Genomic DNA, 12,300 nt, shown 5'->3' with positions numbered 1-12,300 from the left:
TCAGGGGCCGAGCAGCTTGGTCGCCGACTGTTCCTTCTGCTCGGCGGTCTGCAGCATCTTCATCTGCTGCTCGAACTGGCGCGCCGCCGAGATCATCTGCACCATGGTCTCGACGGTGCTGACGTTGCTGCCCTCGAGCGCGCCGTCCTGCAGCCGCGCAGACTGGTCGGCCGGCAGGTCGCCGTCGGCGCCGCGGAACAGGCCGTCGGTGCCGCGGGTCAGCGGCGTCTCGGGCGTGACCATCTTCAGCCGGCCGATGGCCTGCGGCTTGCCGCCGTTGCTGGCCGCCGAGACGGTGCCGTCGGCGCCGATGTTCACCGTGGCGTTGGCCGGCACCGTGATCGGGCCGCCGTCGCCGAGCACCGGCAGGCCCGAGGGCGTGACGAGCACGCCTTCGGAGTTGATCTCCATCGCGCCGGCACGCGTGTAGGCCTCGGTGCCGTCGAGCGACTGCACGGCCAGCCAGGACTTGCCGCGCATCGCGACGTCGAGGTTGCGGCCGGTCTGCTGCAGCGGGCCGGCCTGCTCGTCGTAGCCGACGGTGGACTCGAGCGAATAGACGCGCGTGCTGGCGCCGTCGCCGCGCACCGGCACGGCGCGGAAGGCCTGCAGCTCGGCGCGAAAACCCGTCGTCGACGCGTTCGCCAGGTTGTTGGCGAGCACGTCCTGGCGCTCCATCGTCGCCTTGGCGCCGCCCATCGACAAATAGATCAGCCGGTCCACGCTTCAGCCTCCGCCGTCGGCGCCGTCAGCGCATGTTGACCAGGGTCTGCATGACCTGGTCCTGCGTCTTGATGGTCTGCGCGTTGGCCTGGTAGATGCGCTGGGCGGTGATCATGTTGACCAGCTCGCCGGTGAGGTCGATGTTCGATTCCTCCAGCGCGCCCGACTGCAGCACGCCCATGTTGCCCTGGCTGGGCGTGCCGAGCACGGCCTCGCCCGAGGCGTGGGTGCTGGCCCAGACGTTGCCGCCCAGCGGCTGCAGGCCCTGCGGGTTGCGGAAGTTGGCCAGCTCGAGCTGGCCCGCGGGCTTGCTCTGGCCGTTGCTGTAGCGCGCCAGCAGGACGCCGTCGGCGTCGATCGTGATCGAGGTCAGCTGGCCCGGCGCGTAGCCGTCCTGCGTGAGGTTGGTGACGCCGAAGGTCGAGCCGTACTGCGTGGCGCCGGCCAGCGAGACGGTGGTCGACAGCGGCGTGACGATGGTCGTCGTCACCGCGCCGGTCTTCGGGTCGGTCTTGGTCAGCGGGCCGTTGAGCGTGAGGTTCAGCGCCGTGGCCGGCGACGGCGAGGTCAGCGTCTTGCCGTCGGTGGAGAAGGTCAGCGTCTGCCACGGCGTCGGTGCCGCGGCGGTGCCGTTGACCGGCTGGCCGTTGGCGGTGACGTAGACGTTCCAGGTGTTGTCGCCCGACTTCTGGTAGTAGTAGGTCAGCGCGACGTCCTGGCCCTTGGAGTCGTACACCGTCACCGAGGTGGCGTTGTTGTAGGTCTTGGAGTCGGTGAAGTCGATCTGCGGCGTCACCGAGGCGGCCGGGGCGGTGACGGCGGCGCGGGAGTCGAGGTTGAACTCCATCTCCATCTTCGTCGTCTTGTTCGGCGCGATGCCCGAGGTCGGCAGCTGCAGCGGCTGCGCCAGGCCGGGCTGGATGTTGCCCAGCGCGTCGGCCGGGTAGCCCATCAGCTTGAGCTTGTCGTTGTTGACGATGTAGCCGTCGCGGTCGACCTTGAACTGGCCGTTGCGCGTGTACTGCGTCGGGCTGACGCCGTCGGTCACCTGGAAGAAGCCGGCGCCGTTGATCGCCAGGTCCATCGCGTTGCCGGTGGTCGAGATGTTGCCCTGCGTGAACTGCTGCGACACCGCGGCCAGGTTCACGCCGATGCCGACGTTGTTGACGCCGGCGCCGTTGAGCGCGGTGGCGTACATGTCGGAGAACTCGGCGCGCGAGAACTTGGCGCCGTAGGTGTTGGCGTTGGCGATGTTGTTGCCGATCACGTCCAGGCTCTTGCTGGTCGCGTTGAGCCCGGAAAGGCCTTGCTGGAAGCTCATCGTGGTGTCCTGTTCAGTTGTAGGCCTTGATGGCGCTGTAATCGACGGTGCCGGCGTGGGCGAGCTCGAGCTTGAGCGCATTGCCCGAGGTGCTGACCGCGGCGACGGTGTCGCGCATCAGCGAGGTCGACGTCACGCTGGCGGCGCCGAGCTTGGCGGTGACGCGGAAGGTGTAGTTGCTCGGGTCGGCGACCTTGCTCGCGTCCCAGGTGAAGCTGTGCGGGCCGGCCTTGGCCGCGCCCAGGTCCAGCGTGTCGACGACGCGGCCGGAGCCGTCGAGGATGTCGACCTTGACCGAGTCGGCGGTGCCCGACAGATCCATGCCGCCGACGCCGACGCCCTCGCGCACGTCCAGGCGCTTGCCCTCGACGGTGACGTCGCGGCCGACCAGCGAGGCGCCCTGCATCGCCTGCATCTGCAGGAACTGCGTGTTCAGCGTGCCGACCGTCTCGTTGAGCTTCTCGATGCCGGTGACGGTGTTGATCTGCGCCATCTGGCTCGTCACCTGGGCGTTGTCCATCGGGTTCAACGGGTCCTGGTTCTGCATCTGCGCGACCAGCAGCTTCAGGAAGCGGTCGGCGCTGGCCGAGGTGCTGCCCGAGTTCTTGCTCTCGGTCGGCGTGTTGATGGCGGCGTAGGGATCGACGGTGGTGCTCATCGCGCGTTCCGTTCAGTCAGGACTGGCCCATCTGCAGGGTCTTCTGCAGCAGGTTCTTCGCGGTGTTCATCACCTCGACGTTGTTCTGGTAGGAACGCGAGGCGGAGATCATGTCGACCATCTCCTGCACGGCGTTGACGTTGCTGTAGGTGACGTAGCCCTCGGCGTCGGCCGCCGGGTGCTTGGGGTCGTGCACGCGCCGGCCGGGGCTCGCGTCTTCCTTGATCGTCGAGACGCGCACGCCGGCCGAACTGGCGGGGTCGCCGCCGGCGTCCATCAACGCGGTCTGGAACACCACCTGGCGGGCCTTGTAGGCCTGGCCGTCGGGGCCGGCCACGGTGTCGGCGTTGGCCAGGTTGGAGGCGACGACGTTCAGGCGCTGGCTCTGCGCGCTGACCGCGCTGCCGGAGACGTCGAAGATGCGGAACATGCTCATGCTTCAGTGCCCTCCTCAGCCCTGGTTGGGGCTCTTCATCGCGTCGGTCATCGTCCTGACGCTGCCGTTGATGAAACGCAGCGAGGCCTCGAACTTCAGCGCGTTGTCGGCGAAGGCGGCGCGCTCGCGGTCCATGTCGACGGTGTTGCTGTCCAGGTTGGTCTGGGCCGGCGTCGCGTAGCGCAGGTCGGTCGTCGGCTTCAGGCGGCCGAAGCCGCCGTCGAGCAGCGGCCCGGCGATCGGCGCGCCGAGGTCGTTGGACGCCGTCGGGCTGGCCGCGCCGCTGGCCGGCGGGCGGGGCAGCGAGGCGGTCGCGTCGCGCAGCGCCTGCGAGAAATTGAAGTCGCGCGCGACGTAGCCCGGCGTGTCGGCGTTGGCGATGTTGCTGGCGATCACGCGCTGGCGCTCCGAGCGCAGCGCCAGCGCCTGAGCCTGGAAGTCCAGCTGTCCGGTCAGGCGGTTGATCATGAGGCGCACGCTCCTTCGGATGGTCGTGGCCGATTCTGGGCAGCCGCTCGCCGGACATGAGCCCGATAAGCGGGCACTTCCACCCCTTTTTCGCGCCCGTGCCGCGGGCGCCGGCTGGCAGAGTGCGGCGGGTGGAAAAGCCTGGGTCGATCCTGCGACGCACGGCCGGCGCGCTGGCGCTGGCCGCGGTGGCCGCCTGCCCGGCGGCCCGCGCCGAGGAACTGCCCGCGGCGACGCTGCAGGCCGTGCGCGCCATCGCCGGCGACGCCGCCGCGGCGCTCGCGCCCGCGGGCCTGCGTGTCGAGGTCGTGCCCGGCGCGCTGGACCCGCGCCTGAAGCTCGCACCCTGCCCGCGCATCGAACCCTACCTGCCGCCCGGCGTGCGCCCCTGGGGCCGCGCGCGTGTCGGCCTGCGCTGCCAGGGCGGCGCCGTGGCCTGGAACGTCTACCTGCCGGTGACGGTCAAGGTCTGGGGCCCGGGCGTAGTCGCCGTCTCGGCGCTGGCCCAGGGCACCGTGCTGGCGCCCGATCAGCTGACGCTGGGCCAGGTCGACTGGGCCGCCGAGGCGACACCGCCGCTGGCCGCCGTCGAGGCGCTGGCCGGCCGCACGCTGGCGCGCAACCTCGCGGCCGGCGAGTCGCTGCGCGTCGACGACCTGAAGGCCCGCGAGTGGTTCGCCGCCGGCGACGCCGTGCACATCGTCGCGCGCGGCAACGGTTTCGCGGTCTCGACACGCGGCGAAGCCCTGACCCGCGGCATCGAAGGCCGGCCGGTGCGCGTGCGCACCGAGGCCGGACGCATCCTCACCGGCCTGCCGACGGCCGAAGGGCGGGTCGATGTCACGCTTTGAGCCCGAATCCCCCCGCATTCAGGGGACCGACGAAAATTCATCCCTGCCGGCCCTAAAGTTGCCCGCCGGCGCTCCGATACAGCGATCATGTCAAGGGAGGTCCGCCCGTCCGGGAGGCCCCCATTGGAGTTCAAGATGAAGATCGGTCTCCTCGATACCACGTCGTCCGCCAACTCGGTGAACGGCGAACGCAAGGCGACTTCGCAGACCCGCACGCCAGACAGCACGGCCGAGCCCAGCGCGAAGGTCCAGCTGTCGGCCGCGGCACTGGCGGCGACCGATTCGGGCGACGGCAGCTTCGACTCTGCCAAGGTCGGCCGCATCGCCCAGGCGATCCGCGACGGCGACTACCAGGTCAACCACGAGGCCATCGCCGACAAGCTGATCTCGAACGCCCAGGAACTGCTGGGCCGGACCTACAACCGCTGACCCTGGCGAAGCGTTCATGCTGACCACCGCCGCCGAGATGCACGCGCTGCAACGTGCCACCGAACTGGAAGCGCCGCTGCAGGCGCTGGAACAGCGCCTGGCCGCGCTGGGTGCGGCGCTGGCCGCCAGCGACGCCGGCGCGGTGGAGTCCGCCGCCAGCGACCTGCACCGTGCCCTGGCCCAGGCCGTCGAGCACTTCGCCCGCGCCGCGCGCGAAGGCGGCGTGCCGATGCCGCTGCGCCAGCGGCTGGCCGTCGCCAGCGGCCAGGTCGCCGCGCAGCGTGAGGCCCTGGCCCGCGCCACCGCGGCGCTGGACCGCGCGATCGACGTGCTGCTGCCCAACCTGGGCACCGGCGGCTACGGCGCTGCCGGCGCCAGCACCCGCGCCAGCCAAGGCGGCTCGCTGCTCGCCTGAACCGCGCCTCGCGGCGCCCTCATCCCCCGACGGCCGGGTCGCCCACGCGACCCGGCCGTTTCGTTTGCGACGCACAGGTTTCGTGCACGGCGCTTGCTTAGTGCCTGGTTTCGCCGGCAAGGGGCATGACGCGCACAGCGAGTGTGCAGCTGCACCGACAACTGGCATTTGCACGCTGGAATGGCGCGACAATGGCCTGTTCACGAAACCGAGAGACCCGGCCACGACCGCGGCCTCCGACCGAATCACCTGTGCGCCGCCGCGTGCGGCGCCTTGCTTGACGACTTGCGTTGGGAAACATCGACACTGCCTGGACTGCGTCTGCGCCGGGCTCTGCTGCCGCGGGCGCCGAGGCGGCCCGCACCCTTCTGGAGAGACTCCGGAGCTGCGCCGAACGGCGCTGGATCGTCCTGCTGGCCGGCCCGGCCTGCGCGGCGGCGCTGCTCATCGCGCTGCTGCAGCAGCGCCCCGGCGGCACGCTCGCCGAGGCCGCCGACGGCCTCGGCGCGGCGACCTCGCAACTGGCCTGGGCCACCGCGTCCGACGCCGGGCCGGGCGAGCGCCTGCGCAGCAGCGCCGAGCTGAAGCGGCGCGTCGCCGCGCTGAAGGCCGCCGGCGCCAGCGCCGGGTTCGAAGCGCCGGGCATCACGCTGCTGGAGTCGCGGCTGGCGGCGCTGGGCCCGCAGGCCGACCGTGCCGAGCTGCAGGCCCTGGCCCAGACCGCCGACCACGTGGGCGCCGCCGTGCGCCACGAGGTCGCGCTGCGCCAGGAGCGGCTGGAACGCTGGCTGAAGGCGCTGTCGGCCGCGCTGGCGCTGACGCTGCTGCTGCCGGCCCACGGACTTTGGCGCCAGCGCCGGCGCCTGCGCCGCGCGCTGCGCGAGTTCTCCGACACGCTGGCGCGCAGCGGCGACACCGTCGCGCCCGAGCTCACCGCGCCCGAGGCCGCCCCGGCCGAGGTCTCCGAACGGCGCTGGCGTGCGCTCGCCGACCTGTCGGCCGACTGGTACTGGGAGACCGACGAGCAGATGCGCCTGTCCTGGGTGTCGAGCTCGACGCCGCTGACGACCCAGCTGGGCTGGCCGATCGGCGAGCTGCTGGGCCGCCGCCGCGACGAGATCGGCGCCTACGACGCGCCGGCGCTGGGCTGGGACTGGCTGGCCGAGCGCATGACGCGGCGCGAGTCCTTCCGTGACCTGGAGCTGCGGGCGCGATCGCGCCGCGGCGAGCACGCGCTGTGGATCCAGCTCAGCGGCCGCCCGCGCTACGACACCGCGGGCCGCTTCTGCGGCTACGAAGGCGTGGGCCGCGACATCAGCACGCGCAAGCTCGACTACGAGCGCCAGCGCGAGAGCGAGCAGCGCTGGGCGCTGATGGTCGACCTGGCCTCCGACTGGTACTGGGAGACCGACGCCGAGCACCGGCTGCAGCCGGTGGGCCGCGCCGTCTACCGCAGCGCCGTCGACTACTACGAACCCGGCGACGGCCGCACGCGCTGGGAGGTGCACGCCGCGACCCCGGCCGAGTGGTGGGAGCAGCACCGCGCCGACCTCGCCGCGCGCCGGCCCTTCCGCTCCTTCGAGTTCCCGACCCAGGCCGCCGACGGCTCGCACCACTGGGTGTCGATCAGCGGCATCGCGCGCTTCGACGGCCAGGGGCGGTTCCTCGGCTACCGCGGCGTCGGCCGCGACATCACGGTGCGCAAGCAGGCCGAAGACGTGCTGCGCCGCGACAACGAGGCGCTGCAGCAGGCGGTGGCCGAGCGCACGCGCGAGCTCGAGCAGATTAACCTCGACCTCGACGCCTTCTCGCGCCAGCTCGCGCACGAGCTGCGCACGCCGATCGGCCACGTCGAAGGCGTGGCGCAGCTGCTGAGCACGCGCGCCGCGGCGCGGCTGGACGCCGGCGACCGCGAGCTGCTGGCGCTGCAGGCGCGCGCCGCGCGCACGATGCGCGAGACGCTGGAGGCGCTGATGCTGCTGGCGCGCTCGACGGTGCAGGCGATGCCGATGGAAGCCGTGGACCTGAGCCGCCTGGCCGAGGAAGCCGCCGCCGAACTGCCCGAGCTGCCGCGCGCCGCGCCGGTGGCCTGGACGATCGAGCCCGGCCTGAAGGTGCACGGCTGCCCGGGCGCGCTGCGCATCGTGCTCGCCAACCTGCTGGGCAACGCCGCCAAGTTCACGCGCCGCGTCGAAGAGCCGCGGGTGCGGCTGGCCGCCAGCCTGCAGGACGACGGCCGGCTGCGCGTGACGGTGGAGGACAACGGCGCCGGCTTCGACCCGGCGCTCGCCGGTCGCCTGTTCGTGCCCTTCAGCCGGCTGCACGCCGGAGAGGACTACGGCGGCACCGGCGTCGGGCTGAGCATCGTGCAGCGCATCGTCGAGCGCCACGGCGGCACGGTTGCCGCCTACGGCGCGCCGGGTCTCGGCGCGCGTTTCGAGTTCACGCTCGCGCCGGCAGCCGCCTGATCAGAAGTTGAACGCCAGCCGCAGGCCGCCCCAGTGGCGGCCGCCGACGGCGATCGGCGCGGCGACTTCCTTGAGCACGACGAAGCGGCCGCCGCCCATGTCGCGACGGTAGGTCTGCAGCAGGAACGGGCGCTCGTTGCGCGCCGAGGCCAGCCCGGTGCGGTCGTTGAAGATGCGGCGCCAGCGGCTGTTGGCGGTGTTCCACAGCAGGTCGCCCGGGCGCTGCGGCTGGTTGTAGCGCCGGTTGTGGCAGGCGACGTAGCCGTTGCGGTCGACGGCGATGCAGAACACCACCTTGTCCGACAGCGACAGCGCCGCTTCCTGGACCTGCGGGAAGAGCTGCTCGGCCAGCGCCGAGAAACGCGTCATGTGCTGCGCCGGCTCGGTGCCGGCGATCGGCTGGTAGCGCTCGTCGAACAGGTCGGCGAGCGTCGTGCGGCCGGCGGCCAGCGTGTCCTCCAGCAGCGCCGCGACCTGGGCGGCGGCCTGCTGCGCGGCGCGGATATAGGGCGAGTCCTCGGTCTCCAGGCCGCTGGCGGTGAACGCCTCGATCAGCTGCTCGGAGATGCGCAGGAAGTTCTCGGTGCGGCCGAGCGCGGCGTCCAGCGAGCGCGTCGTCAGGCGCACCTCGCCTTCGATGCCGGCCATCTGCGACTCGAGCACCGAGCAGACCTCGGAGCTGCGCCGGCTGGCGTCGTGGATGCGGCCCACGCCTTCGACGACGCCGTCGAGCGCGCGGTGCACGCCGCCGGCGGGGCTGCCTTCGCTGCGCTGGATCTCGCGCGCCAGCGCGGCGATGCGCTCGTCGAGCCGGCCGACGGTGGCCAGAATCTCCTTGGACGAGACCTCGACCTTGGCCGCCAGGTCCTTGACCGCATCGGCGACGACGCCGAAGCCGCGCCCGGCTTCGCCGGCACGTTTGGCCTCGACCGAGGCGTTGAAGGCCACGAGCCGCGTCTGCAGCGCGATCTGGGTGATCTGGTCGGCCGCGCCCGAGACCTGGCGCAGCGTGTCGACGATGCCGCCGACCTCGGTGCCGACGGCCTGGACCGCCTCGCCGACCTCGGCGACGGCGCGCAGGCCGTTCTCGGTCTCGCCGGCGATCGCGGCCTGCGCCGAGACCACGTCCTGAAGCTGGCGCGCCAGCGCCTGCAGCGCGGCGGCCTGGGCGGTGGCGACGCGGTGCGTGTCGGCGATGACGCCGCAGACCTCGGCGGCCTCGCGGCCCAGCCCCGAGGCACGCTCGCTGACCAGGCGCAGCGCGCCTGTAGCGTCGACGGCCGCGGGAGCCGGCGCGGCGGCGTCGCGCGCAGCCGTCGGCGGCGGCCCGGAAGCGGGGCGCCGGAAGGACTTGAACATGGGCTGTCTCCTGACGGGAGGACTACCACTCGCGCAGGCGGGTGCGCAGGCGTGCGATCGACTGGCTGTGGAGCTGGCAGACGCGGCTCTCGGTCACCTTGAGCACCGCGGCGATCTCCTTGAGGTTCATGTCGTGCTCGTAGTACATGCTCATCACGTACTGCTCGCGCTCGGGCAGGTTCTTGATCGCCTCGACCAGCGCCTGGCGCATGCGCTGGTCCTGCAGCCGGCCCAGCGGGTTGGCCTCTTCGTCGTGCACGTGGCGGTCGAGGTAGTCGTCGTCGCCGTCGTCGCCGCTCATGTCCTCCAGGTAGATCAGCTGGGTGCCGCGCACCTTGGTCAGCAGTTCCTGGTAATCGGTGAGCGACAGGCCCATCTCCTGGGCGATCTCGCTCTCGCTGGGCGCGCGGTGCAGCTTCTGCTCGAGCTTGTGCACCGCGGCCTCGATCGTGCGCTGGTGGCGGCGGTCGCCGCGGCTCATCCAGTCGTTGCCGCGCAGCTCGTCGAGCATCGCGCCGCGGATGCGCTGCGTCGCGAAGGTCTCGAACTGCACACCCTGGGCGGCATCGAAACGCGACAGCGCGTCGGACAGGCCCATCATGCCCACTTGGATCAGGTCGTCGAGCTCCACGTTCGCCGGGAGCTTGGCGATCATCTGGTGCGCCAGGCGACGGACCAGCGGGCTGTATTGCCGGAGCATCGCGTTGGCATCGAGTTGTCCCTTGGCGGTGTACATGAGAGCAGCCTTTCGAGGGCGTGTTCCGTCGGTTCAGTTCGTCGCGAACGCGGCGCGCTGGGCCGCGGCCGGCGCCGCGGCGGCCGGCAGGCCTTGGCCGTCGAGCGCGAGCTGGCCCGAGACCAGGCGCGAGACGGCGGCCCCGGGGCCGGCGCGCAGGTCGGTGGCCGGGTCGACGACGGCCCAGTCGTGCAGCAGCGCGCCCAGGAAGGCGTCGGCGCAGCTCGCCAGGCTGGTGGCGATGGCGCGCACGCGCCGCGAGGCCAGCGGCGCCGCGAGCACGAGGTCGAAGGTCATCAGGCCGCAGCGCTGGGCGAGCAGCTTGCAGGCCGCGTAGGCGTGCTTGATGCTCTCCGGGTGGTCGGCGCCGATCAGGATCGGCCGCGCCGCGCGCTGGCCGAACATGCGCGCCAGGTCGCCCGGGTTGGCATGCACCAGCACGACGTCGGCCTTGGGCGCGGCCTGGGCCAGCGCGTCGGCGAAACCGGCGGCCGAGCCGCGCGTGTCGACGTGGCGCAGCGGCAGCCCGCGTGCGGCGAGGTAGCCGATCTGCGGCGACAGGTCCTCGATCGCGGCGCCGACGTCCAGCAGCGCGATCTCGCGCGGTGCCGGCGAGCTGTCGGCGGCGTCGACGACCAGCACGCGCTGGCCGCGGCCGACGAAGGCGGCGGTCAGCTCGTCGATGACGACGCCGGAGAACGGCACGTGCGGGTTGGCGGCCAGCGGGACGAAACGCTGGCGCGAGGCCGCGAACAGCCGGCGCAGGCCGTGGGCCTGGTCCAGCGGCGCGGGGGCGGAGTCGTAGAAGTCGCGCATGGAGCTGTCGCGGCGGTTCAGGCGTGCAGCGGATGGCCCGGCGCCGGGGTCGGCGTCGGCACGGCGGCGAAGACGAGGTTCATGTCGGCGCTGTCCATGCGCCAGGCGGGGCTGCCGCCGCCGCGCAGCGCGCGCTGCACCAGCGCGTTGGCCGACAGGCGGTGCCAGTCCTCGGGCACGCGCTGGCCGTTGGCCACGGCGAGCACCTTGAGCTTGTAGCGGATCAGCGCGTCCAGCGCCGGCGCCAGCTTCACCGCTTCGTCCATCTTCGACAGCACGATGCCGCGGCAGGCGGCGGCGCCGTAGGCCAGCAGCACTTCCTCGATGGTCTCGCCCTGGGCCGCGGCGTTGACGACCAGCAGCTTGTTGATCGAGCGGTGCGACAGCATGTCCAGCAGCTCGCGGGTGCGGGCGTCGCGCTGGGCCATGCCGGCGGTGTCGATGAGCACCATCTTCTTGGCCGACAGCAGGTCCAGCAGGTCTTCCAGCGAGGCGCGGTCGTGCGCGGTGTGCACCGGCACGCCGAGGATGCGGCCGTAGGTGCGCAGCTGCTCGTGGGCGCCGACGCGGTAGGCGTCCAGCGTGATCAGGCCCAGGTTGGCGGCGCCGTGGCGGGTGGCGAAGGCCGCGGCCAGCTTGGCGGTGCTGGTCGTCTTGCCGACGCCGGTCGGGCCGACCATCGCGAATACGCCGCCGATGTCCTCCAGCGGGCTCTCGCGCTCGCCGGTGGCGAGGTTGCGTTCGAGCACGCCGGCGGCCCAGGCGAGTTCGTCGCAGCCGCCGGGCAGCCCTTCGACCAGCTTGCGCACCAGCGACGGCGAGAAGCCGCAGCCGAGCAGCTTCTGCGTCAGCTGCGCCTGGCGCGGCTGGCGTTGCAGCTTTTCCATGAACGCCAGCGCGCCGAAACGCTGCTCGATCAGGCCGCGCATCGAGCGCAGCTCTTCCATCATCTCGGCCTGGTCGCGGCGCGGCGCGCCGTCGGCCAGCACCGGCGCCTGCGGCAGCAGCGGCTCGGCGTGGCGGATCTCCTCGCGCAGCACCGGCGGCTCCCGGCGCGGCTCGGCGGCACGCGGAGCCGGCGCGGCAGCCGCGGGCGCGGCGGCGCGGGCCCGCGGTTCGGCGGCCGGGGCGGCGGCGCGCACCGGCGGCTCCTCGCGCTGCGCTTCGGCGCGGCGGGCGCTGACGGCGCCGGGCTGGCGCGGCTCGGCGGCGGCCTCGCGGGCGAGTTCGGTCTGGCGGCGCTTCAACATGCGCTCGCGCACGTAGTCCTGGAACGACAGCGTGCTCATCTCGAGCTGCTCGACGTCCTCGTCGACCTCGGCGGCGTCGAAAGCCGGCTCGACGCGCGGTTCGACCCGCGGGGCGGCGGCACGCGGCGCGGCGGCGCGGGCACGCGGCGCGGCCGGCGCGGCGGAGACACGTTCGAGCTGCTGCAGCGACTCGGGAGCCATGGCCAGCACCTCGACGCCGTCGGCGCAGGGGCGGGTGGACATCACGACGGCGTCTTCGCCGAAGGCCTGGCGCACGAGCGCGAGGGCTTCGCGCGAGGTGCGGGCGGTGAAACGCTTGACGTTCATGCGGCCTCCCGATCAGAGCGCAGGGTGAGGGTCGTGACGGTGG

General features: G+C 72.5%; 13 protein-coding genes. 4 read left to right on the top strand and 9 right to left on the bottom strand.

Translation table 11 applies throughout. The features are described from left to right. The 5 genes from flgF to flgB are packed head-to-tail and all read right to left on the bottom strand — an operon-like array spanning position 1 to position 3,606. Positions 1-723 carry a flagellar basal-body rod protein FlgF gene (gene flgF, locus RGE_RS08480; protein WP_014427929.1) on the bottom strand — a complete coding sequence of 241 codons (723 nt, stop codon included), beginning with the start codon at positions 721-723 and terminating at the stop codon, positions 1-3. Between the two features lie 25 nt (positions 724-748). Next, positions 749-2,044 (bottom strand): flagellar hook protein FlgE, encoded by a 1,296-nt coding sequence (gene flgE / locus RGE_RS08475; protein ID WP_014427928.1) that lies wholly within the window; start codon positions 2,042-2,044, stop codon positions 749-751. 13 nt (positions 2,045-2,057) lie between these two features. Then, positions 2,058-2,702 carry a flagellar hook assembly protein FlgD gene (locus RGE_RS08470; RefSeq protein ID WP_014427927.1) on the bottom strand — a complete coding sequence of 215 codons (645 nt, stop codon included), beginning with the start codon at positions 2,700-2,702 and terminating at the stop codon, positions 2,058-2,060. 16 nt (positions 2,703-2,718) lie between these two features. Next, positions 2,719-3,138, bottom strand: coding sequence for a flagellar basal body rod protein FlgC (gene flgC / locus RGE_RS08465; RefSeq protein ID WP_014427926.1), 420 nt, complete (start codon positions 3,136-3,138; stop codon positions 2,719-2,721). 15 nt (positions 3,139-3,153) lie between these two features. Then, positions 3,154-3,606, bottom strand: coding sequence for a flagellar basal body rod protein FlgB (gene flgB, locus RGE_RS08460; RefSeq protein WP_014427925.1), 453 nt, complete (start codon positions 3,604-3,606; stop codon positions 3,154-3,156). Between the two features lie 131 nt (positions 3,607-3,737). On the opposite strand from flgB, the gene flgA reads away from it, so the two are divergent. The 4 genes from flgA (at position 3,738) to RGE_RS08440 (ending at position 7,769) form a co-directional block, all read left to right on the top strand. Further along, complete coding sequence (gene flgA / locus RGE_RS08455; RefSeq protein ID WP_014427924.1) at positions 3,738-4,457, top strand: flagellar basal body P-ring formation chaperone FlgA; 720 nt, start codon at positions 3,738-3,740, stop codon at positions 4,455-4,457. Between the two features lie 135 nt (positions 4,458-4,592). Then, positions 4,593-4,886 (top strand): flagellar biosynthesis anti-sigma factor FlgM, encoded by a 294-nt coding sequence (flgM, locus tag RGE_RS08450; RefSeq protein ID WP_043784976.1) that lies wholly within the window; start codon positions 4,593-4,595, stop codon positions 4,884-4,886. Positions 4,887-4,902: 16 nt separating this feature from the next. After that, complete coding sequence (locus RGE_RS08445) at positions 4,903-5,301, top strand: hypothetical protein (protein ID WP_014427922.1); 399 nt, start codon at positions 4,903-4,905, stop codon at positions 5,299-5,301. 290 nt (positions 5,302-5,591) lie between these two features. Further along, positions 5,592-7,769 carry a sensor histidine kinase gene (locus RGE_RS08440; protein WP_014427921.1) on the top strand — a complete coding sequence of 726 codons (2,178 nt, stop codon included), beginning with the start codon at positions 5,592-5,594 and terminating at the stop codon, positions 7,767-7,769. Here RGE_RS08440 and RGE_RS08435 read toward each other — a convergent pair whose 3' ends face one another. From RGE_RS08435 to flhF, 4 genes are read right to left on the bottom strand one after another with little or no spacing between them, the layout of a single operon-like run. Continuing rightward, positions 7,770-9,128, bottom strand: a complete 1,359-nt coding sequence (locus RGE_RS08435; protein ID WP_014427920.1) for a methyl-accepting chemotaxis protein — start codon at positions 9,126-9,128, stop codon at positions 7,770-7,772. Positions 9,129-9,150: 22 nt separating this feature from the next. After that, positions 9,151-9,864, bottom strand: a complete 714-nt coding sequence (locus RGE_RS08430) for an RNA polymerase sigma factor FliA (protein ID WP_014427919.1) — start codon at positions 9,862-9,864, stop codon at positions 9,151-9,153. Between the two features lie 33 nt (positions 9,865-9,897). Then, a complete protein-coding gene (locus RGE_RS08425; protein WP_014427918.1) occupies positions 9,898-10,680 on the bottom strand; it encodes a MinD/ParA family ATP-binding protein in 783 nt (260 codons plus the stop codon). Between the two features lie 17 nt (positions 10,681-10,697). After that, positions 10,698-12,257: a flagellar biosynthesis protein FlhF gene (gene flhF, locus RGE_RS08420; RefSeq protein ID WP_014427917.1), complete on the bottom strand. Its 1,560-nt coding sequence runs from the start codon at positions 12,255-12,257 to the stop codon at positions 10,698-10,700. Between the last annotated feature and the right edge of the window lie 43 nt (positions 12,258-12,300).

It is taken from the genome of Rubrivivax gelatinosus IL144, assembly GCF_000284255.1.
Taxonomy (GTDB): Bacteria; Pseudomonadota; Gammaproteobacteria; order Burkholderiales; family Burkholderiaceae_C; genus Rubrivivax; species Rubrivivax gelatinosus_A.
Note: the sequence above shows the minus strand (reverse complement) of the source record. Positions and strands in the feature narration are given on the sequence as shown.